Origin of the sequence: Mesorhizobium sp. M1143 (assembly GCF_040318435.1) — a bacterium.
Lineage (GTDB): Bacteria > Pseudomonadota > Alphaproteobacteria > Rhizobiales > Rhizobiaceae > Mesorhizobium.
Genome location: NZ_JAMYMJ010000022.1, coordinates 59954 through 84643, shown reverse-complemented (window position 1 = coordinate 84643; position 24690 = coordinate 59954). Strand labels below are relative to the sequence as shown.

General features: G+C 64.1%; 28 protein-coding genes. 12 read left to right on the top strand and 16 right to left on the bottom strand.

Annotated elements, in window-relative coordinates; all coding sequences use genetic code 11:
* Window positions 1-197: 197 nt before the first annotated feature.
* Entirely contained in the window at window positions 198-866 is a 669-nt protein-coding gene (locus tag NKH35_RS16885) for a GntR family transcriptional regulator (RefSeq protein WP_023687112.1), read from the bottom strand.
* 87 nt (window positions 867-953) lie between these two features.
* Window positions 954-1970, bottom strand: a complete 1017-nt coding sequence (locus NKH35_RS16880) for a polyprenyl synthetase family protein (RefSeq protein WP_023668471.1) — start codon at window positions 1968-1970, stop codon at window positions 954-956.
* 220 nt (window positions 1971-2190) lie between these two features.
* Here NKH35_RS16880 and NKH35_RS16875 point away from each other — a divergent pair, with 220 nt between their 5' ends.
* From NKH35_RS16875 to NKH35_RS16845, 7 genes are all read left to right on the top strand, one after another.
* The gene (locus tag NKH35_RS16875; protein WP_023692106.1) at window positions 2191-2415 is read left to right on the top strand and encodes a putative signal transducing protein; all 225 of its coding nucleotides are present in this window, start codon (window positions 2191-2193) and stop codon (window positions 2413-2415) included.
* Entirely contained in the window at window positions 2415-3209 is a 795-nt protein-coding gene (locus NKH35_RS16870; protein ID WP_023807504.1) for a tRNA1(Val) (adenine(37)-N6)-methyltransferase, read from the top strand. Before NKH35_RS16875 ends, NKH35_RS16870 begins: the two co-directional genes overlap by 1 nt.
* A 120-nt stretch (window positions 3210-3329) precedes the next feature.
* Entirely contained in the window at window positions 3330-4187 is an 858-nt protein-coding gene (locus NKH35_RS16865; protein WP_023668474.1) for a S49 family peptidase, read from the top strand.
* Between the two features lie 72 nt (window positions 4188-4259).
* Window positions 4260-4445: a membrane protein gene (locus tag NKH35_RS16860; protein ID WP_023668475.1), complete on the top strand. Its 186-nt coding sequence runs from the start codon at window positions 4260-4262 to the stop codon at window positions 4443-4445.
* A 26-nt stretch (window positions 4446-4471) separates the two neighbouring features.
* The gene (locus tag NKH35_RS16855; protein WP_352915440.1) at window positions 4472-5365 is read left to right on the top strand and encodes a 4-(cytidine 5'-diphospho)-2-C-methyl-D-erythritol kinase; all 894 of its coding nucleotides are present in this window, start codon (window positions 4472-4474) and stop codon (window positions 5363-5365) included.
* Window positions 5352-5906, top strand: coding sequence for a molybdenum cofactor biosynthesis protein B (gene moaB / locus NKH35_RS16850; RefSeq protein WP_352915437.1), 555 nt, complete (start codon window positions 5352-5354; stop codon window positions 5904-5906). The genes NKH35_RS16855 and moaB overlap by 14 nt, the downstream gene beginning before the upstream one ends.
* Window positions 5907-6032: 126 nt before the next feature.
* A complete protein-coding gene (locus NKH35_RS16845) occupies window positions 6033-6464 on the top strand; it encodes a GFA family protein (RefSeq protein WP_352915435.1) in 432 nt (143 codons plus the stop codon).
* Here the strand turns inward: NKH35_RS16845 and NKH35_RS16840 are convergent.
* A complete protein-coding gene (locus tag NKH35_RS16840) occupies window positions 6454-7428 on the bottom strand; it encodes a hypothetical protein (protein WP_023687106.1) in 975 nt (324 codons plus the stop codon). The genes NKH35_RS16845 and NKH35_RS16840 overlap by 11 nt on opposite strands.
* 253 nt (window positions 7429-7681) lie before the next feature.
* Window positions 7682-8185 (bottom strand): glycosyltransferase, encoded by a 504-nt coding sequence (locus NKH35_RS16835; protein ID WP_023830306.1) that lies wholly within the window; start codon window positions 8183-8185, stop codon window positions 7682-7684.
* A 150-nt stretch (window positions 8186-8335) separates the two neighbouring features.
* Here NKH35_RS16835 and NKH35_RS16830 point away from each other — a divergent pair, with 150 nt between their 5' ends.
* Both NKH35_RS16830 and rnhB read left to right on the top strand, forming a co-directional pair.
* Window positions 8336-9490 carry a PA0069 family radical SAM protein gene (locus NKH35_RS16830; RefSeq protein ID WP_023684378.1) on the top strand — a complete coding sequence of 385 codons (1155 nt, stop codon included), beginning with the start codon at window positions 8336-8338 and terminating at the stop codon, window positions 9488-9490.
* 154 nt (window positions 9491-9644) lie between these two features.
* The gene (rnhB, locus tag NKH35_RS16825) at window positions 9645-10343 is read left to right on the top strand and encodes a ribonuclease HII (protein WP_023687104.1); all 699 of its coding nucleotides are present in this window, start codon (window positions 9645-9647) and stop codon (window positions 10341-10343) included.
* Between the two features lie 247 nt (window positions 10344-10590).
* Here the strand turns inward: rnhB and NKH35_RS16820 are convergent, their stop codons facing one another.
* The 7 genes from NKH35_RS16820 to NKH35_RS16790 all read right to left on the bottom strand — a co-directional run bounded on the left by NKH35_RS16820 (window position 10591) and on the right by NKH35_RS16790 (window position 16177).
* Window positions 10591-11082: a F0F1 ATP synthase subunit B gene (locus NKH35_RS16820; protein ID WP_352915432.1), complete on the bottom strand. Its 492-nt coding sequence runs from the start codon at window positions 11080-11082 to the stop codon at window positions 10591-10593.
* 10 nt (window positions 11083-11092) lie between these two features.
* A complete protein-coding gene (locus NKH35_RS16815; RefSeq protein ID WP_023668484.1) occupies window positions 11093-11692 on the bottom strand; it encodes a F0F1 ATP synthase subunit B in 600 nt (199 codons plus the stop codon).
* Window positions 11693-11784: 92 nt separating this feature from the next.
* Window positions 11785-12009 carry a F0F1 ATP synthase subunit C gene (locus NKH35_RS16810; protein ID WP_006206606.1) on the bottom strand — a complete coding sequence of 75 codons (225 nt, stop codon included), beginning with the start codon at window positions 12007-12009 and terminating at the stop codon, window positions 11785-11787.
* A gap of 68 nt (window positions 12010-12077) precedes the next feature.
* Window positions 12078-12836, bottom strand: a complete 759-nt coding sequence (locus NKH35_RS16805; protein WP_023668485.1) for a F0F1 ATP synthase subunit A — start codon at window positions 12834-12836, stop codon at window positions 12078-12080.
* Between the two features lie 65 nt (window positions 12837-12901).
* Window positions 12902-13294 (bottom strand): AtpZ/AtpI family protein, encoded by a 393-nt coding sequence (locus tag NKH35_RS16800; protein WP_023668486.1) that lies wholly within the window; start codon window positions 13292-13294, stop codon window positions 12902-12904.
* A gap of 265 nt (window positions 13295-13559) precedes the next feature.
* A complete protein-coding gene (locus tag NKH35_RS16795; RefSeq protein ID WP_023732128.1) occupies window positions 13560-14744 on the bottom strand; it encodes a cell wall hydrolase in 1185 nt (394 codons plus the stop codon).
* A gap of 137 nt (window positions 14745-14881) precedes the next feature.
* Window positions 14882-16177 (bottom strand): MFS transporter, encoded by a 1296-nt coding sequence (locus NKH35_RS16790; RefSeq protein ID WP_023754075.1) that lies wholly within the window; start codon window positions 16175-16177, stop codon window positions 14882-14884.
* 117 nt (window positions 16178-16294) lie between these two features.
* Here NKH35_RS16790 and NKH35_RS16785 point away from each other — a divergent pair, with 117 nt between their 5' ends.
* Window positions 16295-17203 (top strand): LysR substrate-binding domain-containing protein, encoded by a 909-nt coding sequence (locus NKH35_RS16785; protein WP_023732130.1) that lies wholly within the window; start codon window positions 16295-16297, stop codon window positions 17201-17203.
* 233 nt (window positions 17204-17436) lie between these two features.
* Here NKH35_RS16785 and der read toward each other — a convergent pair whose 3' ends face one another.
* Window positions 17437-18867, bottom strand: a complete 1431-nt coding sequence (gene der, locus NKH35_RS16780; protein ID WP_023668490.1) for a ribosome biogenesis GTPase Der — start codon at window positions 18865-18867, stop codon at window positions 17437-17439.
* 76 nt (window positions 18868-18943) lie between these two features.
* Window positions 18944-19606: a tetratricopeptide repeat protein gene (locus NKH35_RS16775; RefSeq protein WP_023732132.1), complete on the bottom strand. Its 663-nt coding sequence runs from the start codon at window positions 19604-19606 to the stop codon at window positions 18944-18946.
* A gap of 193 nt (window positions 19607-19799) precedes the next feature.
* On the opposite strand from NKH35_RS16775, the gene NKH35_RS16770 reads away from it, so the two are divergent.
* Window positions 19800-20804, top strand: a complete 1005-nt coding sequence (locus NKH35_RS16770) for a polysaccharide deacetylase family protein (protein WP_352915429.1) — start codon at window positions 19800-19802, stop codon at window positions 20802-20804.
* Between the two features lie 26 nt (window positions 20805-20830).
* Here the strand turns inward: NKH35_RS16770 and sbmA are convergent, their stop codons facing one another.
* The 3 genes from sbmA to NKH35_RS16755 all read right to left on the bottom strand — a co-directional run bounded on the left by sbmA (window position 20831) and on the right by NKH35_RS16755 (window position 23653).
* The gene (sbmA, locus tag NKH35_RS16765; RefSeq protein WP_023732134.1) at window positions 20831-22087 is read right to left on the bottom strand and encodes a peptide antibiotic transporter SbmA; all 1257 of its coding nucleotides are present in this window, start codon (window positions 22085-22087) and stop codon (window positions 20831-20833) included.
* Window positions 22088-22202: 115 nt separating this feature from the next.
* Window positions 22203-23360, bottom strand: coding sequence for a YbfB/YjiJ family MFS transporter (locus NKH35_RS16760; RefSeq protein ID WP_023732135.1), 1158 nt, complete (start codon window positions 23358-23360; stop codon window positions 22203-22205).
* A gap of 83 nt (window positions 23361-23443) precedes the next feature.
* On the bottom strand, window positions 23444-23653 hold the full coding sequence (locus NKH35_RS16755; protein ID WP_023732136.1) for a hypothetical protein: 210 nt from the start codon (window positions 23651-23653) through the stop codon (window positions 23444-23446).
* A gap of 106 nt (window positions 23654-23759) precedes the next feature.
* Between NKH35_RS16755 and NKH35_RS16750 the strand changes: the two genes are divergently transcribed.
* Window positions 23760-24674, top strand: a complete 915-nt coding sequence (locus NKH35_RS16750) for a LysR substrate-binding domain-containing protein (RefSeq protein WP_023732137.1) — start codon at window positions 23760-23762, stop codon at window positions 24672-24674.
* Window positions 24675-24690 lie beyond the last annotated feature (16 nt).

Genomic DNA, 24690 nt, shown 5'->3' with positions numbered 1-24690 from the left:
CCCTCTGGCCTGCCGGCCATCTCCCCCGCAAGTGGGGAGATCGGATGTCGCCTTTGCTTTCGCCAATGGCCGACGTTGCAGGACTAACGCAACGGCAAAGCTGTTGATCTCCCCCCTTGCGGGGGAGATGTCCGGCAGGACAGAGGGGGGTGTGAAGGATCGCTACGCGCGGAATCCGACGACTTGTCCCTTCGTCCCTACCCGACGATGGCAAACGCTTCGCGCATCTTGCCCGACGCGGTCTTGACCGGTTTCTGGCCGATCCACTGAACGTGCCGGCCAAGCGTGGCCGCGGCCGATTCGGTGTTGCCTTGCCGCAGCGCGCTCAGGATCGCGCGATGATCCTGGTCGGTGCGGATTTCCCATTCCGAGCGCCAGGCGGCGAACAGGAAGCGGGCGCTTGCGGCGTGCAAATCGTCGATGGTGGCGATGAGCCGCGGCATGCCGCAGGGCGCCAGGATCAGCCGGTGGAAGGTGCGGTTGGCCTCCTCCCAAGAGCGGACATCGCGGGATTTGTCGCCGGCCTTTGTGGCTTCTTCGGCAAGGTTGAGAATGGAAGCCGTCAGATGCGGCGCGGCATGGCGCAGCGCCAGCACTTCGAGGGCTGCCCGCATTTCGGCGACTTCCCTTACCTCGCCGAGATCGAAAGCGGCGACGCGCACGCCCCGCCTGGGCTCACTGACCGCCAGCCCTTGCGCCTCCAGGCGCCGGAAGGCTTCGCGCACCGGGACATGGCTGGTCTGGAATTCCTCGGCGATGTGATCCTGCCGCAGCCGGGCGCCGGGTTCGATCGCGCCCGATATGATGCGATCCGCCAGCACCTTGCTGATGCGCACGGCGATGGTGTCGTCTGCGGTCTTTGCCATGTTTTATAGATAATTTGCACTGCTGCCGATTGTCGAGCGGTGATTGCCCGATTTTGCGTGCAAACTTGCTTTGGCGCCAGGCGCGGGTCAGTTCACCCGGCTGATGCAGAAGTCGATGACGTCGATGAGCGCCGATTTCTGCGGCGTCGCCTCCAGCGGTGCCAGCGCATCGCGGGCGATCTCGCCGAAATGGCGGGCCCGTCCGATGGTGTCGGCAATGGCGCCATGGCGGGTCATCAGGCCGATCGCCTTTTCCAGGCCGGCATCGTCGGTGACATTGTCCTCGATGGCGCGCTTCCAGAAGGTGCGCTCGGCCTTGGTGCCGCGCCGGTAGGCGAGGATGACCGGCAGCGTAACCTTGCCTTCGCGGAAATCGTCGCCGACATTCTTGCCCAGCTCCTGGCTGGAGCCGCCATAATCCAGCGCATCGTCGATGAGCTGGAAGGCAAGGCCGAGATTCATGCCGTAGGAGCGCAATGCGGCGCGATCGTTGCGCGTCGCCGATGCGATGACCGGGCCGACCTCGGCGGCAGCCGAGAACAGCGCCGCGGTCTTGGCCTTGATGACGGCGAAATGCTCGTCCTCGGTGGTATCGAGGTTCTTGGCTGCCGCCAGCTGCATCACCTCGCCCTCGGCGATGATCGAGGCGGCGCTGGACAGGATGTCGAGCGCTTCCAGCGAACCGACATCGACCATCATGCGAAAAGCCTGGCCGAGCAGGAAATCGCCGACCAGCACGCTCGCCTGGTTGCCCCAGATCATGCGGGCAGTCTTTTTGCCGCGCCGCATGCCGCTCTCGTCGACGACGTCGTCATGGAGCAGCGTGGCGGTGTGCATGAACTCGACCGCGGTGGCGAGCTTGACGTGGCCCTCGCCGGAATAGCCGAACATCTGGGCCGCCGCGAGCGTCAGCATGGGACGCAGCCTTTTGCCGCCCGACGAGATCAGATGATTGGCGACCTCCGGGATCATCTCGACGTCGGAGCCGGCCTTGGATAGGATCAGTTTGTTGACGCGCCCCATATCGGCTGCTGTCAGGTCGATGAGATCCTTGATGGAGGCGGGTTCCCGCTTCCCGTTTTCGATGTTGAGAACGACACCCACCAACAAACACTCCCGTCTTTGATCACGCGTGCGACGGCACCCTGGTCCCGCCTGGGACTCTAGGGCGGCACATACGGGCACGGCAAGAGGCGAATTGGCGCGGCTGCGGTGACGGCGTGTCAACCTTAGCGACCGCATGCCGTTGCCCGAAAACCGCTCCACACTTTCGGCGCCATGCTCCAGCGTTTACATCAACGCTGCAACCTGCGAACTTCGTCCGATGATAGAACTCGTGCGCACCAACGATGCCGTGATCATCTCCTTTGTCGAATCGCTGATGCGCGATGCCGGGATTGCCTGCTTCGTCGCCGACCAGAACATGAGCATTCTCGAAGGGTCGATCGGTCTTTTGCAGAAGCGCGTGATGGTCGATGCCGACCAGGCCGATCAGGCGCGGCGCATCTTGAAAGACGCCGGCATCGAGAACGAAATCCGCCAGACATAATGGCTGAAGCGAGCGCGCTTACCAGCGATACGCCGGCCCATACGGTCGATGCCTTCCATCGCGGCCGCTTCTGGCTTGTCCAGCCCAGGACAGGGCATCGCGCCGGGATGGATGCCATGATGCTGGCGGCAGCAGTTTCATCCGGCTTTTCTGGACGCCTCGCCGATTTCGGCGCCGGCGCCGGTGCGGCGGGTCTCGCCGTGCTGTCGCGCTGCCCAGAGGCGCAGGTCGTGCTCGTCGAACGGTCGACCGAGATGGCAGGCTTCGCCACAACCACGCTCGCCCATCCCGGCAATGCGCATCTCGGCAATCGCGCCTCGGTGCTGACCGCCGACGTCACGCTGTCGGGCCGGGCGCGGACGCAAGCCGGCCTTGCCGACAATTCCTTCGATTTCGTCATCATGAACCCGCCCTTCAACGCGGCGCAAGACCGTGCCACGCCAGATCCGCTGCGGCGGCAAGCGCATGTCATGGACGACGGGCTGTTCGAGAGCTGGATCCGAAGTGCGGCTGCCGTCGCCAAGCCGCGCGGGGGCCTGGCCGTCATTGCGCGGCCGGAACAGCTTGGCGACCTCCTCGATGCCCTGTCGGGCCGCTTCGGCGACGCCGAGATGCTGGCCGTGCATCCGCGCCCGGAAGCAGCCGCAATCCGCATTGTCGTTAGGGCAGCGCTCGGCGCGCGCGGCAAGCTGTCGATCCGCCCGCCTTTGATGCTGCATGGGCAAACGGGCGACGGCCCGTCGGAACGAACCGAGATGATCAACAACGGACTGGCGTCGCTGTTTGGCGATTGATTTGGGCCCGTCAGTGTCGTTGCCGCAAAACCGGCACACAGTTGGCTGAGATGGATTGCAGCATTGCCGTTGACCGGCAAATCCCTACATGCGTTGAAGCCATTTGGAGACAGCCACCTCGTGAAACGCCTTTTCAACCGCCTGCTGCCGAAATCCTGGCGATCCAGCGTCGTCACCATTCCCGTCATCAGGCTGCATGGCACCATCATGGCCGGCGGCGGCCCGTTCCGGCCGAGCCTCTCCTTGGCGTCCACCGCCGCCCTCATCGAAAAGGCGTTCCTGTTCGATGCGCCCGCCGTCGCCATTTCGATCAATTCGCCTGGCGGCTCGCCGGTGCAGTCGCGGCTGATCTTCAAGCGCATCCGCGACCTCGCGGTCGAGAAGAACAAGAAGGTGCTGGTCTTCGTCGAGGATGTGGCGGCCTCGGGCGGCTACATGATCGCGGTCGCCGGCGACGAGATCTTTGCCGATCCGTCCTCCATCGTCGGTTCGATTGGTGTCGTCTCGGCCTCGTTCGGCTTTCCCGAACTGATGAAGAAGATCGGTGTCGAGCGCCGTGTCCACACCGCCGGCCAGAACAAGGCGGTGCTCGACCCGTTCAAGCCGGAGAAGAGGGAAGACGTCGAGCGCCTGAAGGCGCTGCAGCTGGAAGTGCACGAGACCTTCATCGACCTGGTCAGGGAACGCCGTGGCACCAAGCTGAAGGACGATCCGGACCTGTTCACCGGCCTGTTCTGGACCGGCAAGAAAGGGCTGGAGCTTGGCCTCGTCGATGCGTTGAGCGACATGCGCACGGTACTGAAAACCCGCTTCGGCGCGAAAACCCAGCTCAGGCTGGTCACCGCGCCGCGTGGCCTGTTTGGCCGCATCGGCCTGTTCGGCTCGAACTTTTCAGCGCCCGATATTGCCGCCGCCGCCGCAAGCGGCGTGATCGATGCGGCGGAAGAGCGCGCATTGTGGGCGCGCTTCGGGCTTTGAAAAAGCAGGGAAAGCGTCTAGCATGAGGGCTTGACAGTCTGCCTTGCCGCCTTGCGAGGGAGGAGCTTTGAAATGCCACAGATCATTTTCTTCGCAGTTGTCGGCGCAGCCGCTTATTTCGGCTACCGCACCTTCGTCCGCGAGGCCGAACGTGTGACCGCCAAGGTGCGGCGCACCGAAAAGCAGGCAGCCAACGGCACCAACGGCACGCTGGTCCAGGATCCCAAGACCGGCGAATACCGCCTGGCCAAGGACTGAGCATCATCCCGTCAGCAGCCGACAGTTTGGATGCCGGAGCCCGGACGTGGCTTGCGCCCGCCAAGATAAATCTGGCGCTGCACGTCACCGGCAAGCGCGCCGACGGTTATCATCTGCTCGAGAGCCTGGTCGTTTTCACCCGCTTCGGCGACAGGGTCGAGATCGAGCCTGCCGACGCCGAGCGGTTCTCCGTATCGGGTCGTTACGCGACTTCCGTGCCGATCGACGACAGCAATCTGGTGGTGAAGGCGCGCGAGGCGCTGCGCAGGCAGGCCGGCCAGCAGAGCACGCCGCCGGTTGCCATCCGGCTGGAAAAGAACCTGCCGATCGCATCCGGCGTCGGCGGCGGCTCAAGCGACGCGGCCGCCGTTCTGCACGGTCTTGTCGGGACCTGGGGGCTCGACATCGGCGAGGCCGAACTGAGCCGGATCGGTCTCACGCTCGGCGCCGACGTGCCGATGTGTCTTGCGGCAAAACCGCTGGTTGCGCGTGGCGTCGGCGACGAGCTGTCGCTGGTGCCGGATTTTCCGGCGCTCGCTTTGGTGCTGGTCAATCCCGGCGTCGCTGTCTCGACGCCCGATGTGTTCAACGCACTTGAGAAACGCGACAATGAGGGATTGCCGCCGCTGCCGCGTGCATTTGACTTCCACAGTGTCCGCAACTGGCTGGAGATCACCCGCAACGATCTCGAACCGGCGGCGCAGGCGATCCAGCCGCCCATCGGCCGAGCGCTTTCCCTGCTGAACAGGGCCGGATCTGGATTCTCGCGCATGTCGGGATCCGGCGCGACATGCTTCGGGCTGTTCGAGACCGGCAATGTCGCCAAGCGCGCCGCCGCCGAGATCCGCAGCCGCGAACCGGAGTGGTTTGTCGCCGCGACACGAAGCATCGCTTCGGAGGGGGCCGATGGCCAAAATTGACGAGAGCCGGCCGTTCATTCCGGTGCGCATCGCGGTGCTGACGGTGTCCGATACGCGCAGCCTTGCCGACGACAAATCCGGCCAGACGCTGGCTGATCGCATCGCCGAGGCCGGCCATGTCCTGGCCGCGCGCGACATCGTCACCGACGACCGGGAGAAAATCCGCGACAAGGTGCTGGGCTGGTCGCGCGACGAAGACATCGATGTCGTCATCACCACCGGCGGCACCGGTCTTACCGGCCGCGACGTGACGCCGGAGGCGCTGGAGCCGATCTTCGAGAAGCGCATGGATGGCTTTTCCGAAGTGTTCCACCGCATTTCCTACGACAAGATCGGCACCTCGACAGTGCAGAGCCGAGCGACGGGCGGCGTCGTCAACGCCACCTTCGTCTTCGTGCTGCCGGGCTCGCCCGGCGCCTGCAAGGACGCCTGGGACGGCATCCTGAAACCGCAGCTCGACTACCGCCACATGCCCTGCAACTTCGTCGAGATCATGCCGCGCCTGGACGAGCATTTGCGGCGCGGCAAAGCCGCCTCGTAAACCAAGGCAAAGTGCCTGCCAAGTGCTGCCTTTGTCAGGCAGAATGGCGCGTGCGCCTTCGAGAGGTCATTTCCTCCGGGTCGTCGGGCGGATAGTCTGTCGCCAAGTCAAGACGGAAGAGATCCAATGAGCGCGCACCGCGGCGGCTGCCATTGCGGCAACATCCACCTGACGTTCGAAACGGGAATCGAGCCGGCCGAGGTGGAGATCCGCGCCTGCCAGTGCGCGTTCTGTGTCCGGCATGGTTCGCGCGCCGCCGCCGATCCGCAGGGCCGATTGATCGTCTCGGTCGAGGACAAGGCGCGGCTGCACCGATACCGGTTCGGATTGCGCACCGCCGATTATCTCATCTGCCGGGACTGCGGCGTCTATGTCGCTGCTGTGACCACCGACGGCGAACCGAGAGCGATCGTCATCGTCAATGCGCTGGATGACCGGCCGCGGTTCAACCGCGAGCCGGTCCCAATGGACTATGATGCCGAGAACAAAGAGGGTCGCATTGCCCGGCGGCAAGCGCGCTGGATGCCGGTCGAGATCCGCTCCGGCCTCAGCGGATGACCGGTTCGCCGTGGAAGCGGCGGCGCGAGGGCGGCGAGACGCCGAAGCCGACCTCCATCATCAGCCGTGGCGTGGTGGACGGCACGGTGCCCATGTGGAAGCCGAACGGGTCCTCGACGAAGCCGAGGCCGGCCTCGCCGGTCAGCGTGACCGGGCTGTCGTCGCCATAGACCTTGAGCACGTCTTGCGCCGGATGGCCGACCAGCAGCGTCAACTGGTGCTTGAGGCTGCGCCTGTTGTGGCTGCCTTTGACATAGACATGCGGGCCGGTGCCGGCATCGCAGGGCTTGAGATAGAAGAAGAATTTCAGCATCCGCCAGTCGTCGAGATCGAAATGATATTTGCCGAGCGAGGCAAGGTTCTTGTCGGCGTCGGAAGCCTCGCCGGTCGGAAAGCTCCACCAGACACGCGTGGTGATCAGCTTTGCCTGCCCGCCCAGATAGTGCTGGGCGATGTCGAGCAGCAGCGGGTCGTTCTGGATGGCGAGTGCCGCCTTGCAGCCGAGGATGCGCTCGAAATAGTGGCCGCTGAGCAAAGAGCGGCCGAACCGCTTCTCGGCTTCTGCGTGTTCTCCGGGCATGAATTCGAGCCGGCGGTCGAAATTGCCGAAGCACGGCGTGCTCTGAGCAAAGCTGGCGATCTCTTCGTGGATTGCCTGCGGAAGGACCAGTCCGGAGAACAGGCCATCGGTGCGCAGCGCCGCGACGATCGACTTGAGGTCGACGCCCCTGAACATCGTCGCTCCGGCACTCTGCGCGGGGCGCGCGGCTTTGGCGCCAAGCCAGTGCAGCTTGCGCGCCGGCATGGTGCGGGCAAGCACGAACATCGGCAGCCATGCGGGATTTTCGCGCAGGTCGGACAGATAGGTCGGGATACGCACCGCAATGCGGCGGAGCAGGCTGCCGTTGCGGGCAATGGCTTCCAGACTGGGGGCGCCGGATTTGTCAGGGGACGAAAGGTTCATCGGGGTCCTCAGATATGAACGGCAGCAACGACGACGCGGCGCTTGCTTACCGCTCCGGCACTACCCAAACCCGATATCCCGCATCAACGGAATGCTAATCCCGCGTCAGCTTTTGTGCAATGCACAATAGGTTTTTGCGGCGAAAAAGCCGGACGGCGCAGCGGACAGTGTCAATTCCGGGGGGACGCCGACGCTGCCCCTCATCCGCCCTTCGGGCACCCTTCTCCCTGGGAACGGGGAGAAGGGAGAAACATCACTTCTTCGGCGCCAGCCAGATTTCGGCGTCGAGCCGCCTGGTGGCGAGACCGCGCGCAAGGGCTTCGGCGCTGTGCGCGTTCTTCGACAGGGCAGCGGCCTGGCGCTTGCTGATGACCAGCCCTTCGGCCAGCGCCCGGTTGCCCGAAAACACCCGTGACAGGAACGGCGTGCGGCTGCCGCGCGCACGGGAAAAGCGCGCCGGCATGGTTTGCCGCGCCGTGTGAGCGACGACGTCGTCGATCCAGCCGTCGGCCAGCCTTGCGCCCGGCTCGAGAAACAGCAGCCAGTCACCCTTCGCCTGCCTGATTCCCGCGCCGATGCCGCCGGCGACGAAATGGCAGCCGGCATGATCGGCAACCCGATGCGTCTGGTCGGTCGAGCCGGTGTCGCAGACGATGACATCGCGTACCACGCCCTCGACCGCGCCGCCGATCAATGAGGCGAGCGTGCGGGCAAGGCCTTCTTCGTCATCCCGGGTTTCGATGAGAACGCTGAGCATTTTTAGCCGAATAGCGGAAAGCCCGGCGCAGCGCCAGTTTTGCATGGTCCAACTAAAAAGTTCTTGCTTTGTTCTCATCAGCGAAATAGGATTATTTTCATGAACAGAGCGATTCGACAGCCAGCCGACAGTCCTTGGGAAAGGGCCAAAATGGAACATATCGTGCGTGCGGACATTGCTGCTTTCGGAGCAGGGCGAGCCGAGATGGCCAATGCGATGATCGAACAGAGCGGCATGCGCGTCCGTCCGGATCGCAACCGCGGCCGTTCCGCTGGCATCAACCCGTCCGGCCGGTTCGAGCCGGTCAGCCGGCATGTGTTCGACGACGGCTGGAATTCGCTGGAGGAATTGCCGCCGTTCAAGACCGAAGTGCAGGTCGAGAAGCCGCGCACCATCATCACCCGCAACGAATCGCCCGACATTTCCTTCGACCGCTCGATCAACCCCTATCGCGGCTGCGAGCATGGCTGCGTCTATTGTTTCGCCCGGCCGACGCATTCCTTCATGGGCCTGTCGCCTGGGCTGGATTTCGAAGCGAAGCTGTTTGCCAAGCCGGATGCGGCGCGGCTGCTCGACAAGGAACTGTCGAAGGATGGCTATCAGCCGCGCACCATCGCCATCGGCACCAACACCGATCCCTACCAGCCGATCGAGAAACAATACCGGATCATGCGCGAGATCCTCGAAGTGCTGGAGGCGCGCGGCCATCCGGTCGGCATCGTCACCAAATCCCATCTGGTGACGCGCGACATCGACATATTGTCGCGCATGGCCGAACGGGGCTTGGCCAAGGTGGCGTTGTCGGTGACGACGATGGACCGCATGCTGGCGCGCACCATGGAGCCACGCGCGTCGACGCCGACCAAGCGGCTTGAGGCAATCCGGCAGCTTTCCGATGCCGGCATCCCGGCCTCTGTCATGGTGGCGCCGATCATTCCCGGCCTGACCGACCAGGAGATGGAGCGTATCCTCGATTCGGCACGCGCCGCAGGCGCCCGCGAGGCCGGCTATGTCATCCTGCGCCTGCCGCTCGAGGTGGCGCCGATCTTCAAGGACTGGCTGCTGCGCCACTATCCCGACCGCTACCGGCACGTGATGTCGCTGATCCGTTCGATGCGCGACGGCAAGGACTATGATTCGGAATGGGGCAAGCGGATGAAAGGCGCCGGCCCCTATGCCTGGCAGATCGGCCGGCGCTTCGAGATCACGGCCAAGCGGCTCGGCCTCAACGCCGAGCGGCGCACGCTCCGAACCGACCAGTTTGTCGCCGCCGCCAAGGCGACCGAGCAGCTGATGCTGCTCTGAGAGTAGCGCCTGCCCTGCCCTCGTGGTTGGCAGGCGACCCAAGAATCCCGTCCGGCCTGTCCCCCGGCCTGCAGACGGTGCCCTCCCGGTCTTGCCCCACTCGACCCTGGAGGGACTTGCGGAGAATCGGAGCCGATGCGAACCTCGCCGCAACATGGCTCGCGCGCGTTCCGATTCTCCGCTTCTTTTAGAAATCGTCGAAAAGCCCGACTTCTCCTTCGAGACGAAGGCGATGGCTGAAGGCCTGTGGCCGGTGGCAGGCATGGACGAGGCCGGCCGCGGTCCGCTGGCCGGGCCGGTGGTGGCGGCGGCGGTGATCCTCGATCCCGCCAACATTCCCGACGGGCTAGACGATTCCAAACGGCTCAACCATTTGCAGCGCGAGGCGCTGTTCCTGAAAATCCTGGGGTCAGCGCTCGGCGTGTCGATGGCCTCGGTCAGCGCCGAAGGCATTGACGGCAGCAATATCCTCAAGGCCAGCCTGGAAGCCATGCGCCGCGCCCTTGCCGGCCTGCCGATCCAGGCGAAGCTGGCGCTGGCCGATGGCCGCGATGTGCCGCCGGGCCTCCTCTGCGAAGGCCGCGCGCTGATCAAGGGCGACCAGCGCTCGCAATCGATCGCCGCCGCCTCGATCGTCGCCAAGGTGATGCGCGACCGCATGATGTGCGGCTGCGGCAGCCACCACGAACGCTACGGGTTCGAAGTCCATATGGGCTACGCCACCGTGCGGCACCGCACCGCGATCGAAGCGCATGGTCCGGTGGCAAGGCTGCACCGGGCGTCATTCGCGCCGTTCAGGCTGGGTGGGGTTGAGGTGGTTGAGGAAGAAGGGTTTGTCGGGTTGGACAGCTAAATCTCCCCCCTTGAGGGGGAGATGGCCGGCAGGCCAGAGGGGGTCACCGCGCGTGAAGCGCTAGCCCTTCTTGGTCGCAGAAAGAGCGTCGCGCCTGGTCGAACCGACCCCCTCTGTCGCCTTTGGCGACATCTCCCCCTCGAGGGGGGAGATCAGGCGCACCACCGCCTTCGCCAATCTCCGTCGCCGCTCAACAAAAAAGCCGCCAGGTTGCCCGGGCGGCTTGATGTCAGCGAGTTAACGCCGCTCAGTTCAGCCTGGCCTTCACGTCCTGCAGCGCGGACTTGAACAGGTCGGCGCCGACCTTGGCGTCGATCTTGCCGGCAAGCAGCGTGCGGGCCGCCTCGACGGCGATGTCGACGGCGCTGGCGCGCACTTCGGCGACGGCTTCGCGCTCGGCCTGGCCGATCTTCTGCTCGGCAAGCGCGGTGCGGCGGGTGACATAGTCTTCGGTCTTCTTGTGCGCCTCGGCGGCAAGCATGTCGGCCTCGCGCTTGGCGGCAGCGACGATGGCTGCGGCCTCCTGCTCTGCTTCCTTGCGCTTCTTCTGGTATTGGCCGAGCAGTTGCTGGGCCTCTTCGCGCAACCGGCGGGCTTCCGCAAGCTCGTCGCTGATCTTGGTCGCACGGGCGTCGAGCGACTTGGCGATCAGGCCTGGCACCTTGATGTAAACGGCAACGCCGAGGAAAATGACGAGGGCAACTGTTGCCCAAAGCGTTGCGAGAGATGTGGCGTCCATGATGTGCTCCTCACCGGGCCACGGATTTGACCGCAGCCGAGATCTCGGCCTTGCTCGTCTTGCCGCCGACAAGCGCATCGACGATGGCTGAAGCGGTGTCCTCGGCAATCGTGCCGACTTCCTTCATGGCGTTGGCCTTGATGGAAGCAATGCTGGCCTCGGCCTCGCCGAGCTTCTTGTCGAGGGCGGCCTCGACCTTCTTGCGGGCAGCCTCGGCTTCAGCCTTGGCAGCGTCGTTGGCCTGCTGGCCTATCGCGTTGGCCTTGGCCTTGGCTTCCGCAAGTTCCTGCTCGTAAGCGGCAACGGCGGCGTCGGCCTCGCCCTTCAGCCTGGCGGCCTGGTCGAGGTCCTGCGTGATGCGATCGCTGCGGACGTCGATGATGCCGCCAAGGCGCGGCATCACCACCTTCTTCAGGAACAGATAGAACAGCCCGAACGTGATCGCCAGCCACAGAAGCTGGGACGGAAACGTCGCCGGATCGAATGGCGGGAACGTGCCGTGCGCCTCGGCAGGCACGCCGGCGCCGGAATGCGTGCCGCCTTCCGTACCGGTATGGGCGCCTTCAGCGGCGGGTGCGGACTCTTGCGCAAACGCAGATGTCACGAACATGGACTATCCCCTGATATCAGGCATGGCCGCAGGAATGCGGCCAGCCAATTCTTCCCAATGCTCGTCCGACCGATAATTGGCCGAACAGGGGCTCAGCCGAACAGGGCGAGAAGCGCGATGAGAAGCGAAAAAATGCCCAGAGCTTCGGTCACGGCGAAGCCGAAAATCAGGCGGCCGAACTGGCCATCGGCGGCCGACGGATTGCGCAGGGCGCCCGCCAGGTAGCTGCCGAAGATGTTGCCGAGGCCAATGCCCGCGCCGCCCATGCCCAGGCAAGCGATACCGGCGCCGATGTACTTTGCTGCTTCTGCGTCCATTTTAAACTCCTTTGGATCTGTAATTCCGTTGCAATTCCATCCGGCGAAAGATGCCGGAAATTCTAAGGTCAGTGCCCGGGATGCAGGGCGTCGTTCAGATACATGCAGGTCAGCACCGCAAAGACGTAGGCCTGCAGGAAAGCGACCAGCAATTCCAGCGCGGTCAGCGCGACTGCCATGGCCAGCGGCAACACCGAACCGGCAACGCCGACGGCGCCGAGCGCGCTCAGGCTGACGACGAAGCCCGAAAACACCTTCAGGGTGATGTGGCCGGCCAGCATGTTGGCGAACAGACGAACCGAGAGGCTGACCGGGCGCGACACGAAGGAGATCACCTCGATCAGCACCACCAGCGGTAACAGGAACACCGGAACGCCGTGCGGCACGAAGAGCTTGAGGAAGCCCAGACCGTGCTTCGTGAAGCCGTAGACAACGACGGTTCCGATCACGAGGGCTGCGAGGCCGAAGGTGACGATGATGTGGCTGGTGACGGTGAAGAAGTAGGGGAAAAGGCCAAGCAGGTTGGCGACCAGCACGAACATGAACAGCGAGAACACGAAGGGGAAGAACTTCATGCCCTGCGTTCCGGCGGCGTCGCGCAGCATGTTGGAGACGAACTCGTAGCCCATTTCCGAAACCGACTGCAGGCGCCCGGGAACAAGGCTGCGGCTGGAGGTCGAGAGGTACAGAAACGCCGATGCGACGAGCACGGTCGCGACCATGAACAGGGACGAATTGGTGAAGGACAGGTCATAGCCTCCGATATTGATCGGAATCAGCTTGACGATATGGAACTGGTGGATCGGATCGACCTTGTCAGCAGCCATTTACATCCCCGTCAAAACCGCGAGCGGCCTTAAGTGTCCTTGTGCGCCATTGGCGGCGCGCCATTTCATTCTTTCGGATCGTGCGACTTCTCGCTTTTTCCGAATTCCGCCACAACACCTGACGAACGCAGGACATTGAGCACGCCGGCGCCAAAGCCCAGCAACAAGCCGACGACCAGACCCCATGGCGAGGTTCCCGCCACGCGATCCAGAAACCAGCCAAGGCCCACACCCACCACTATCCCGGCGATGAACTCGCTGGACAGCTTGAGCGCCTGGCCATATCCGGCCGTCGCTTTCGCGCCGTCATTCCCCTCGAGCTGATCCGGCCGTCTTGTCGCAAGCGATGCTCCAAGCTCACGCCGGCGGCGTTCGAGATCTTCGTCGCGGATGTCGGCCTCGTGCTTGCTGCCGCGGCCGGTTTCTCCGGTTCCGTCTGGCCCGTTCTTGTCGGCCATCGTAACCCCCCTGCCCGGTCAGACCGTCACCGTCCGTCCGCTTCTAAAGTCGCCGGCAACATAGTTAGAGGGTTTGCGCCCGTCAAGCCACGGGCGGGACTTCAAAGCCATGTATTTTTTCTATTGGAATCAATTACTTGGCGAGGTGCGACATCGTGCCCGGCACTATCGGGTCGGCACATGCCCCGAATCCGTCCGGCGACCGCTGTCCGATTTCGGCTTCCAGGGCCTTTGCGGTTCGTTTGCGACAGGCAAGCCGAAGGGCTCAGCTCCAGCCGCCGCCATAGGTGCGGTAGAAGATATGCAGGCCGATCTTGGTCATCTTCTGCATCGTGCGCGCCCAGCCCGGATGGACGTAGTTGGCGTAGTAGTGGGTCGATGAGCCGACTTCGGGAATGAATATCTTGCCGGCGGTGACCGCCATCGCGACGTCCTGCGCGGTCTTGTAATGGGCGGGGCTCTCGATGCGCTTCTTGCTGCCGTCGCAGGCGAAGGAGAACTGGCAGCGGTTCAGCCAGTTGTCGTTCTGGTAGACGACGCCGCAAATCGAGTTCGGATAGGCCGGATTGCGGACGCGGTTGAGAATGACCTGCGCGACGGCGGCCTGGCCGCGCACGGATTCGCCGCGCGCCTCGAAATAGATGCCGTTGGCGAGGCAGGCCTGCTCCTTCGTGGAGAAGACGCTGGCCGGCAGCGGGTTCTGGATCCACGAGTGGTCACCCTTGGCCATCGGCGGAATGAAGCGCCCGCTGCTCGGCTCCTCGTCCTGCAGCAGCGCTTCGAAGGGTGAGGCCTTGGCGTAATCGGGTTCGGCCTGGGCATAGGCGGTGGCCAGCACGTCCGGTCTGTCATTGTTGACCAACGCGGCAAGCATGGCCGGCACGCCGGGATCGGGCTTCTTGTCCACGTTGGTGTGGAAGGCCTGGGCGATCTGGATTTCCTTGCCCTTGATGCCGGGCTTGGCGAAGGCGAGCTTCAGGCCGCTGTCCATGCTCGGCCGCAGCAGCGAGGACGTGCGCTGAAAGATCGAGCCGGCATTGAAGTTCTTCGGCGGCGCCACCGGCGAGACCTGGATGATGCGGCCCTTCTTGTCGGCGCGCATGATGCGGTCCTCGTCGGGCGTGATGCCGGCGACATTGCCCTTGCCGCGAAACGAGACCTTGCCGACGCCGGGCAGGCGCACGCCCGAACCCGAGAGCGAACCGGTGGTGACGGAATCGATGAAAGGCATTTCGGCGGCATGAACCGAGCCGGCGACGGAGCGCTCGACATAAGAGTTCCAGCGGGTGCCCGAGGCTTCGAGGCCGGAAATCAAGCTGCCCATGTCCTGGTAGGCGACGACAGTTGGAAAGCCGATCCAGATGCCGAGCCCGATGACCAATGGCGATACGAAGGAACGTTTTTTCTCACCGGCGGCGGCGGCCAGCCGCTTCAGGACACGTCGATGCACGGGGAACTCTCCAGAAACGCCACTGAGCCACTGGAGAGCCAAAGTGAAGCATTAACCTTGATGCGGGGTTAACGCGGTTGATCGTGTTTTTCCGAAGCGGCCCGAAATGGGACGCCGCTTGCAGGCCGGCCAACCCGTCAGTTCGGCCGCAGGAAAATTGGCCATGCAATCATGGCGCAGAGCGCGCCCACCAGCCAGACGCCAGGCCACGACCAGATGAGCAGCAAAGCCGGAATGGCGGTCGGCACCACGAAGAAGGCGATGAAGACGAAGCTGTTGGCAAGACCGAGCGCGGTTCCGGCGCGGCTGGCGCCGGCAAGCGTGGCGAGTTCGGTGTAGGCGACGCCATGCCAGGCGGAGACCGAAATGCCGGCAACGACCAGCAGCACGTCGATCGCCGGGATCAACGCGGCATGGGCGTCTGGCGTGGCTCCTGCCGCCAGGACCAGCAAGCAGACGGCCGCGAAGCCAAGCGCGCTCGTCATGCTGCAGAGGCGCAGGAACCAGCGGCGGTTGCCATGGCGGTCGGTGAAGCGGCCGCTCCAGACGCGCATCACCATCGCGCCGGTCTGCACCGCGGCAAGGCTGGCGCTGATCGTGAGCGTGGCCATGCCGGCGAAATCGTGCAGGAAGACGGAGGCGAAGGTGAGCACCGCCACTTGCGGAAAGCAGAGCAGGCCGATGGCGGTGGCGATGCGCCAGACCTCGACATTGCGCAGCGGCGCCGGACCGCCCGACTTTGCCATGGCCATGCTGCCGGCATTGTCCAATTCCGGCGGCTGGTGCAGCCATCGCCAGGCAAACAGCGCAGAGACGGCGTTCATGGCGGCCAGCAGCCCGAAGACCGCCGCGAAACCGTGCACCGATGCCAGCGACGGCAGGACCAGCGCGCCGAGCCCGCCGCCGAGCGGCACCGCGGTCTGCCTGATGCTCATGGCAAAGCCACGTTCGCCTTCGTGGAACCAGGCCATGATGGCGCGGCCGCTGGAACCGTTGACGCTGCCGCCGAGCAGGCCGGTGACCAGAAGGCATGCGGCCAGCATTGCGACGCCAGGCACATAGGTCACTGAGGGCACGATGAACAACGCCATCAGGGCGAGCCACGCCGCGGTCGCACCAAGGCCGGTCAATAGCACGCCGCGATCGCCCCAGCGGTCGGTGAGCAGACCCCAGGGCAGTTCGCTCAAGGCAACGCCCAGTCCGAGAAGGCCGAGGACCAGGCCGAGATTGCCATTGCTCAAGTGATAGCCCGACCGCAGAAACACCGCCGCCGCCGGTATGCCGGCGAAGGTGGCGGAGAAACTGGCATTGGCGGCAACGCCGATGCCAAGCACCTTCCAGCGATGATTGGCGCGAAATCGTTCAGCCTTCGACCTGACGGCGGCGGCTCGGCCAACCCGGCCTGGCTCACAATTTGCGTCGGCAATCGACATGGCGGGACTCCTGTTGATGCCCTCTCGGGACCTTGACACCTCGTCTTTACCGCCATAACTTCATCCCGAATATCGGGAATTTTTTGACAATCGTACCCGAAAAACAGGATCGTTGAGATGCGCCGCGTAACCTTCGACCTCGATGTCCTCCGAAGCTTCGTCACCGGCATGGAACTCGGCAGCTTCGCCAAGGCCGCCGACCGGCTTGGACGCTCGACCTCGGCGGTGAGCGCGCAACTGAAGAAGCTGGAGGACCAGGCGGCGACGCCGATCTTCCGCAAGTCGGGCCGCGGACTGGCGTTGACCGAAGCCGGCGAAACCATGCTCGGCTATGCCAGGCGGCTGCTCGAGTTGAACGACGAGGCGGCCTCGGCCATCCACGACGTGGAACTGGAAGGCTGGGTCAGGCTCGGCCTGCAGGAGGATTTCGGCGAGGCGGTGCTGCCGGAGGTGCTCGGACGCTTCGCCCGCGCGCACCCCAAGGTCAAGATCGAGGCGCGGATCGGGCGCAGCTATGAACTCGCCGAGCGGATCACATCAGGCAATCTCGACATTGCGCTGGCCTGGGACAGCGGCCAGGCGCTGCCTTACAGCCGGCATGTCGGCGGCGCGCAATTGCGCTGGATCGGGCCGGCAAAGCTGATCGAGACCAGGCTGCGCGAGGGCGAGGCACTGCCGCTGGTGGCGCTGGAAGCGCCATGCCTGCTGCGCACAGTGACGACGGAAACGCTCGACCGCGCCGGCCTGCCATGGCGGATGGCCTTCTCCAGCCCCAGCCTTGGCGGCATCTGGGCGGCGGTCGCCGCCGGCCTCGGCCTGACGATCCGCACCGATATCGGCCTGCCGGCCAATGTCAGGGCGATGGCGCCGCAAACGCTGGGCTTACCCGCGCTGCCGACCATGGCGCTGGTGCTGCACCAGAAAGACGCCGAACTGGACCCGGTGGCGGCGCGGCTGGCGGATATATTGTGGCACGCGGCGGTGGCGGCGCTGCCGCAGGACGAGCGGTTGAGAGAGGTCGCTTAGACGGAAGCGGCTGTCCAGCGTAGCGTTCCGTCACACCCCCCTCTGTCCTGCCGGACATCTCCCCCGCAAGGGGGGAGATTGGATCTCGCGAATGCTTTCGCCAATTTTCAACGTTGCAAGAGAGGCTCCAAAGACGAAACGACTGATCTCCCCCCTTGCGGGGGAGATGCCCGGCAGGGCAGAGGGGGGTGCTGTCCCGCCAATCTTGCGGAGAATTCCGCAACCGTCATCGCTCACTTGCGCTTGTTCGCTCTCCCCGCGAACGGGTTGTCCGAAGTCCGCAGCGCTATCCGGATCGGCACGCCGGGCATGTCGAAGGCTTCGCGCAGGCTGTTGGAGAGGTAGCGCACGTAGGATTGCGGCATCGCGTCGGGCCGCGAGCACTGGACGACGAAACCCGGCGGCCGGGTCTTGGCCTGGGTGACATATTTGACCTTGAGCCGGCGGCCGGCGACGGCGGGTGGCGGGTGATGCGCCAGAATGCTTTCCAGCCAACGGTTGAGCTTGCCGGTGGAAACGCGGCTGTTCCACACCTTGTGCGTCTTGATGACGGCATCCATCAGCTTGTCGAGGCTGCGGCCGGTCTCGGCCGAAACCGTCACCGCCTGGATGCCGCGCACCTGCGGCAAAAGCCGTGTGGTCTTTTCGCGCAGTTCCGTCAGCAGTTCCTGCGGATTGTCGATCAGGTCCCATTTGTTGAAGGCGATGACCGGCGCCCTGCCCTCGCGGATGATCAGGTCGGCGATCTGCAGATCCTGCTTCTCGAACGGGATGGTGGCGTCGAGCACGATGATGACGATCTCGGCAAAGCGGATGGCGCGCAAGCCGTCCTGCACCGACATCACTTCCAGCTTCTCGTGGATCCTGGCCTTGCGGCGCATGCCGGCAGTGTCGAACAGTTTTAGCCGGCGGCCATGCCAGTCCCAGTCGACGGAGATGGAATCGCGGGTGATGCCGGCTTCCGGGCCGGTCAGCAGCCGCTCCTCGCCGATCAACGCGTTGATCAGCGTCGACTTGCCGGCATTGGGCCGGCCGACGACGGCGATGCGCATCGGCTTGGTGTCGTCATAGGCGGGTTCGGCGTCGGGATCGGTGATGTCCTCGCCGATCAGCACCTCGCTGGCGGCGACGTCCTCGGCCTCGTCTTCTTCCTCGCCGAAGGCGCGGTCTTTGCCCAGCGCCTCGATCACCGCGTCGCGCAGATCGGGCATGCCCTGGCCATGCTCGGCCGAGACTGGAATCGGCTCGCCGAGGCCGAGTTCCCAGGCTTCCAGCATGCCGCCCTGGGCGCCCTTGGCCTCGGCCTTGTTGGCGACCAGCACGACCGGCTTGCCGGACTTGCGCACGATCTCGGCAAAGGTGCGGTCGTCGGGCAAAAGCCCGGACTTGGCGTCGATGGTGAAGAAGATCAGGTCGGCTTCGCGGATGGCGATCTCGGTCTGCGCGCGCATGCGGCCGGGCAGCGTCGAGGCGGCCGCGTCCTCGAAGCCGGCGGTGTCGATGACGTCGAAATGCAAATCGTAGAGTTTGGCCGCGTGGACGCGACGGTCGCGGGTCACGCCCGGCGTGTCGTCGACAAGCGCCAGCTTCCGTCCCACCAGCCGGTTGAAAAGCGTGGATTTGCCGACATTGGGCCGGCCGATAATGGCGACTTTGAAGCTCATCCGGCTATCCATATCATCGCCCAAACCGCAGCGCGCCCTTGGGTCAGGCCCGAGGGCAGGCTTTGGGCGATGCGTATCATGACGCGCCCGAGCCGCGGATCAGTTCGGACATCAGCGTCGCCCGCTGGCGCGCGTTGCGCGGGGCGCCGTCATCGGCGGCGATCTGGTCGAACAGCTTCAGCGCATCCTGGGTCTTGCCTTCCTTCCAGGCGGCAAGGCCGAGCGCTTCGCGCGCCGTGTGGCGCAGCGTGTTGTTGTCGGCGGTCAGCGCCTCGACGCGGCTGGAGACATCGGCGAAGGAGCCGTGATCGACGAGCAGCAGGGCTGCCCGCAGGCGCGCCATGTCGCGAATGCCCTGCGGAATGGCGGTGTCGGCGGCGACGCCATCGAAATCCGTAACGGCGGCGGCAAAGTCGCCCTTGTCGGCCTTGACGGTTGCCGCGCGCATGCGGGCGAGCAGCGGATAGGCGCCGTAGCCGTCCTTTTCCAGCTGTTCGAGGGCGGTCAGCGCCTCGTCGCTCTTGCCGTCATTGGCAAGCTTCAGCGCCTGCGAGAAGGCATCGCCGGAGCGGTTGGCGCGGGTCTCGTCCCAATAGCGGTAGCCGACGAAGGCGGCGGTGCCAAGCACCACCAGGATGGCGAGGCCAAGGATCGCCGGACCAAAGCGGTCCCATAGCGCCTGCGCCTGCTCGCGACGGATCTCGTCGTTGACTTCGCGGATAAAACTGTCGTCGGACATCAATCAAAACCATTGCTGCCCTAACAGGGGCGCTTCTTGAGCCCGCGTTTTAGCGAAATTTCGCGGGCATGGAAGGGGCTCGGCAGGAAAATCGGCTAATCGCCGGGCGCATAGCTGCCGACGTTGATCGCACCCACGCCACATTTTGCCGATAGCCGGCTTGGACTGCCTCCAGATCAAGCCCAGATTGCCGATGCCACGTTTGTCCCGCGTTGTTGCGTTTTCCTCAGCCGTGCTTGCCATGGCTGGTGCGGCTTTCGCCGACCCGCCGGCGCCGCCTGCCCCGGCAAAGCCGAAGCAAATCGTCATCATCTCGTTCGATAGCGCCCGGGAGATCTCGCAATGGCAGCGCAGCCGGGCGCTGGCCAAGCGCACCGGCGCGCATTTCACCTACTTTCTGTCCTGCGTGTTCCTGCTGTCGCAGCAGACACGCGCCGAATACACCGCGCCGGCCAGGTCCGCGGGCAAATCCAACATCGGCTTTGCCGTCTCGAAGCAGGAAGTCGCGGACCGACTCGACCAGATCGGGCTTGCCGCTGCGGAGGGCCATGACATTGCCAGCCATGGCTGCGGCCATTTCGACGGCAAGGACTGGAGCAAGACCGACTGGCTGAAGGAATTCGCATCGTTCGGGCGCATTCTGGAGAACGCCTATACGATCAACGGCATAGCACCCGAGCCGGCAGGCTGGCACGCTATCGCATATGTGGTTGTCGGCTTTCGCGCACCCTACCTCTCGACCGGCAAAGGGCTCTACGAGGCCCTGGCTGAAACAGGCTACCACTATGACGCCAGCGGCATTTCGAATGGCCCGGTCGAGCCGCCGACCAGCGGCGGCTTGACCCGCTTTTCGCTGCCACAGATCCCGGAAGGCCCGAGTTCAAGGCCGGTGATCGCCATGGACTACAATCTCTATGTCAGGCATTCCGGCGGTTTCGAGCGGCCGAGCCAGGCAGCCGAGTTCAGCGATCGGACCTACCAGGCGTTCCGCGCCGCCTTCGACAAGCAATATCAGGGCAAGCGCATCCCGCTGGTGCTGAGCTTCCATTTCACGCTGATGAATGACGGCGCCTACTGGAACGCGCTGGAGCGCTTTGCCGACGAGACGTGCGTGAAAGCCGACGTCGAATGCATCAGTTTTCGCGATTATGTGCAGCGGCAACGTGGTAGCGAGAGGCAGGCGGCGGTGGGCGGCTGAGCCGCCAACCGTCTGTGCAAATAGGATCAAGCCGGGTCGGGTTCCTTTGCCTGGCGCGCGAGGAAACGACGATCGATATCGGGAAGCCGCTCGCCGTGGATAATTGCCTCGAAGGCACGCAGGCGCTTGTAAATGGACAGAAGCTCGACAATCGTTGTCCACGCATTGACGAGATATTGGAACGAGGAGCGCACTTGCCCGAAGGCATCGAGAATTCGGTTCAATAGACCCAAACTGATTTTGGCGGCCACCATCGTTGGGACCAATACTATATAAGGGAATATATTATCTATCTGAAGATAAAATATGCGAGCCACATTGAAATACATGTAGTGGAAGTAAAGCCTAAAGTAATTTCGCCGCACATTGTTAAATAGTTCGGCGACAGTGGGCGGCCGAGCACGATTCGGATCATCTTCACCATAAACAAGTTCTTTTCGATAGGCAGCCTCGACGCGCTGGTTACGGAATTCGAGGCCTGGCAACTTGATGCCGACGAGCGCCAAGAAAGTAGTCCCAAAAATCGACCAAACAATCGCTACCACCACTAGGGAGTAAGGGACCTCTCCGACGATTGGCAATTCAGTTACATTTTTCGACAGAACGAGGAGAACGGGCAAGAATGCGATCAGCGTCATTACCGAGCGGACCAAATTCACACCGAGTGCTTCCATCGTCGTGGAAAAGCGCATGGTGTCGTCCTGGACACGCTGCGACGCTCCTTCGATAGTGCGAAGCCTGTCCCAATAGAACATGTAGTATTCATTCATCGCCGTGCGCCAGCGGAAGATCCAATGGCTCACAAAAAATAGGTTAAGGACACCCACGGCAACGGCCAATCCAGCGACCCAGGAGATGGTCAGCAGTTGGCTGTAGAAATCCCACGGCGTTGTCGAATACGCCTTGCCGAGCGCCCGCTGTATGAGATCGTAGAACGGTCCGTACCAAGCGTTAAAGGCTACATCCACTTGAACCTGGAAATAGATCACGAAGAGAATGAGCGCGGACCCAAGGATCGACCAGTTCTGCCAAGGATGGGGTGAATACCACCTCCAAAAGCCAGCGAAAAGCGCTACGCCTGTGCCGTAGTATAGGTAGAACCAGACGAACGGGTCAGACCAAAAGACTTCAACGCCAACGGGCGTGTCGGCTGCCACCGGAGCAAGCCCAATCAGGGTACCCAGCTCTTGGCCGCCGAAAAACCAAATTATGATGAGCAAAAGGCTCCAGACGGCGGCCGAGGTGAAAAACAGCTTCGGCTGCGGGAAGAAGGATACGAACACTGTGGTGAAATCCTCGGTCGATGCGCAAATCAGCGGGGTTCAGCGGGCATAAAGTCACACATTAGGTGGAAAGCAAATGCCCGTGCCCGATGCCCGGCATCGAGCAAGACCACAATCATGGCGATTTTGGCGCGGCCGACCAGGTGATCCCAGCAGATACCAGCAATACGCCAGCAGCGACGATCGAGGCGAGGAAGAAGTTGCCCGAGGCTTGCGCCAGCAGGCCGGCGACGACAGGGCCGACGATCTGGCCGATGCCGAAGGCGGCGGTCATCATGGCGAAGATCCGGCGCGGCGCCTGCGGCACGAGCTGCCTGGCGGTCTGCAGGCCGAGTGCTGTAACGGCGATGAAGGTGCCGCCGAGCAGGACGCCCGCGAGCAACGGGCCGGCGGCGCCGCCCATGGCGACGCTGGCGGTGACGCCGACCACTTCGACCAGGCAGCCCAAGGCATAGGCGGCATAAAGCCCGATCCGTGCCGCTACCTTCTGCCACAGCCACACCGAGGGGAAGCCGGCAAGGCCGGTGACCATCCAGACGGTCGCCTCGAAGACGCGGCCGCCGCCGCCCTGGCGCACGATGGCAACGAGGAACGTCGCCGTCACCACGTAGCCGAAGCCGAACAGGCCGTAGGCAACGATAACTTTTATCAGCGACCGGTCCTTGGGCAGCGCCGGTTCGCGCCCGGCCAGGCCGGTAGCGGGCGCGGTGCCGCCGGCAAGCCAGGCGACAAGCGCAAGGCCGCCGGCGGAAATCGCCGCCGACCACAGCCAGCCCGACGCCCAGCCGGCATGTTCGGTGACCAGAACCGCCATCAGCGCCGAGGATGCCGCGATGCCGAGGCCGACGCCGCCGAAATGCAGCGCCTGCAGGTCGCTTCTGTTGGCGGCTGCCAAATGACCAAAGACGATCGAGGCCATGAACACCATGACGAAGGCACTGGCCAGGCCGGCAAGGAAGCGGATGACGACAAAGGCGGTCATCGTCTCGCTCAGCCCCATCAGGCCGGCGAGCGCAGCACTTGCGGCAAGGCCGCCAAACATCAGCAGCCGCTCGCGCCCATGCGCCCAGCCGCCGGCCGCCGCAAGCGCGCCGGCGAGGTAGCCGAGATAGTTGGCCGAAGCGATCCAGCCGGCATCGGCCGGCGACAGATGCAGTTCCTCCATCATGCCGGGCAGGATCGGGGTGTAGACGAAGCGGCCAATGCCCATGGCAACGGCCATGGCGATCATGCCGGCTACGGCTAGACGCAAGGGTGATGGCGCAGCGTTCATTGCAGCGCACAATAGATTTGGCGGCCGCCGAAACAATCCGCTTTGTGTTGGGCCAGTAGGCTCGCGACTAATGTCTAAGAATCTCAACCACAGCCGATTGCGCCGGTCTCGTAGGCGGTGCGGCGCGCCGTCAGCCGGAACGGCATGTCGCCAAGCTCGCGCTCAGACATGGTGTCGAACACCGGATGCGACAGGGGATCGATCACCCAATTGACGGCGTCGCCGGCATGGCGCGGGCCTTGCCGCGCGCCAACAGCCGCAAAGATCTTGAGCAATGATAAGATCGTCACCATCCTTGCCTCCTCGGCCCACTCGCCGGTCTGACTGTCCCGCTAAAATCTGCTCTATTCCGCCGTCTTTCAATTGAGATTTCGGCCGCGCCGGTTTAGAAAAACTGGAATGGCTATGCTGAACCGCGTCCATCTCAACGGCCTGCGCGCCGTCGAAACCGTCGCCCGCCTCGGCTCGCTGGCGGCCGCTGCCGGCGAGCTCAACGTCTCCGTCAGCGCCGTCAGCCAGCAGATCAACCGCGCCGAAAAGCAGCTTGGACAGGCGCTGTTCGAACGAACGGCGAGCGGGCTGGTGCTGACCGAGTTCGGCACGGTTTTTTCCGCCCGGCTGGGCGCCGGTTTTCGCGAGCTGGCGCAGGCGGTGGCGCTGGCCGACGAGGCAAGCCAGTGCACGCTGGTGGTTTCGGTGGCGCCGGCCTTCGCCTCGAAATGGCTGCTGCCGCGGCTGTCACGTCACTTCGACCGGCATCCCAATGTGCTGTTGCGCATCGACGCCTCGGTGCGGCTCGCCGATCTCGAACGCTCCGACATAGACATCGCCATCCGGCTCGGCGACGGCAAATGGCCGAGCGGGCGGGCGGAGCTGCTTCTGGCGCAGGAAGTCTTCCCGGTCTGCGCGCCGGTGATCGCCGAGAAACTGAAATCGATCGAAGACCTCGCGCAGACCTGCGCCATCACCGACGAGCGGGCGATGATCAATTGGGAGAGCTGGTTCAAAGCCGCTGACGTCGAACCAGTCACCTTCCGCAAAGGCGCGCGCTTCACCGACCCGATGCTGTGCCTGGAATCGGCAATCGCCGGCCATGGCGTCATGCTCGGCTGGCAATTGCTGGCCGCCGACGCGCTGGCCGACGGCCGCCTCGTCGCGCCTTTCGGCGTGCGGGCGCAGAGCGGCCTCGGCTACTGGCTGGTGACCTCGGCCACCAAGACCGAAAGCCGCAAGGTGCGCGATTTCAAGATCTGGATCCGCGAGGAAATCGCGGCGACCGTGGCGCAGTTCAGCGCGCTGGAAAGCGCTGCCTAGGGCTGTCCGTCGCGAC

Bases quoted from the DNA above. Each gene is read 5' to 3' on its own strand.
- NKH35_RS16750 (WP_023732137.1), top strand. From the start codon at position 23,760: ATGGCTATGCTGAACCGCGTCCATCTCAACGGCCTGCGCGCCGTCGAA.
- NKH35_RS16805 (WP_023668485.1), bottom strand. From the start codon at position 12,836: ATGGCTGCTGACAAGGTCGATCCGATCCACCAGTTCCATATCGTCAAG.
- NKH35_RS16785 (WP_023732130.1), top strand. From the start codon at position 16,295: ATGCGCCGCGTAACCTTCGACCTCGATGTCCTCCGAAGCTTCGTCACC.
- NKH35_RS16835 (WP_023830306.1), bottom strand. From the start codon at position 8,185: ATGCTCAGCGTTCTCATCGAAACCCGGGATGACGAAGAAGGCCTTGCC.
- moaB (WP_352915437.1), top strand. From the start codon at position 5,352: ATGGCCAAAATTGACGAGAGCCGGCCGTTCATTCCGGTGCGCATCGCG.
- NKH35_RS16770 (WP_352915429.1), top strand. From the start codon at position 19,800: ATGCCACGTTTGTCCCGCGTTGTTGCGTTTTCCTCAGCCGTGCTTGCC.
- NKH35_RS16830 (WP_023684378.1), top strand. From the start codon at position 8,336: ATGGAACATATCGTGCGTGCGGACATTGCTGCTTTCGGAGCAGGGCGA.
- NKH35_RS16755 (WP_023732136.1), bottom strand. From the start codon at position 23,653: ATGGTGACGATCTTATCATTGCTCAAGATCTTTGCGGCTGTTGGCGCG.
- NKH35_RS16760 (WP_023732135.1), bottom strand. From the start codon at position 23,360: ATGAACGCTGCGCCATCACCCTTGCGTCTAGCCGTAGCCGGCATGATC.
- NKH35_RS16800 (WP_023668486.1), bottom strand. From the start codon at position 13,294: ATGGCCGACAAGAACGGGCCAGACGGAACCGGAGAAACCGGCCGCGGC.
- der (WP_023668490.1), bottom strand. From the start codon at position 18,867: ATGAGCTTCAAAGTCGCCATTATCGGCCGGCCCAATGTCGGCAAATCC.
- rnhB (WP_023687104.1), top strand. From the start codon at position 9,645: ATGGCTCGCGCGCGTTCCGATTCTCCGCTTCTTTTAGAAATCGTCGAA.
- NKH35_RS16815 (WP_023668484.1), bottom strand. From the start codon at position 11,692: ATGTTCGTGACATCTGCGTTTGCGCAAGAGTCCGCACCCGCCGCTGAA.
- NKH35_RS16860 (WP_023668475.1), top strand. From the start codon at position 4,260: ATGCCACAGATCATTTTCTTCGCAGTTGTCGGCGCAGCCGCTTATTTC.
- NKH35_RS16820 (WP_352915432.1), bottom strand. From the start codon at position 11,082: ATGGACGCCACATCTCTCGCAACGCTTTGGGCAACAGTTGCCCTCGTC.
- NKH35_RS16775 (WP_023732132.1), bottom strand. From the start codon at position 19,606: ATGTCCGACGACAGTTTTATCCGCGAAGTCAACGACGAGATCCGTCGC.
- NKH35_RS16870 (WP_023807504.1), top strand. From the start codon at position 2,415: ATGGCTGAAGCGAGCGCGCTTACCAGCGATACGCCGGCCCATACGGTC.
- NKH35_RS16790 (WP_023754075.1), bottom strand. From the start codon at position 16,177: ATGTCGATTGCCGACGCAAATTGTGAGCCAGGCCGGGTTGGCCGAGCC.
- NKH35_RS16845 (WP_352915435.1), top strand. From the start codon at position 6,033: ATGAGCGCGCACCGCGGCGGCTGCCATTGCGGCAACATCCACCTGACG.
- NKH35_RS16810 (WP_006206606.1), bottom strand. From the start codon at position 12,009: ATGGACGCAGAAGCAGCAAAGTACATCGGCGCCGGTATCGCTTGCCTG.
- NKH35_RS16875 (WP_023692106.1), top strand. From the start codon at position 2,191: ATGATAGAACTCGTGCGCACCAACGATGCCGTGATCATCTCCTTTGTC.
- NKH35_RS16840 (WP_023687106.1), bottom strand. From the start codon at position 7,428: ATGAACCTTTCGTCCCCTGACAAATCCGGCGCCCCCAGTCTGGAAGCC.
- NKH35_RS16885 (WP_023687112.1), bottom strand. From the start codon at position 866: ATGGCAAAGACCGCAGACGACACCATCGCCGTGCGCATCAGCAAGGTG.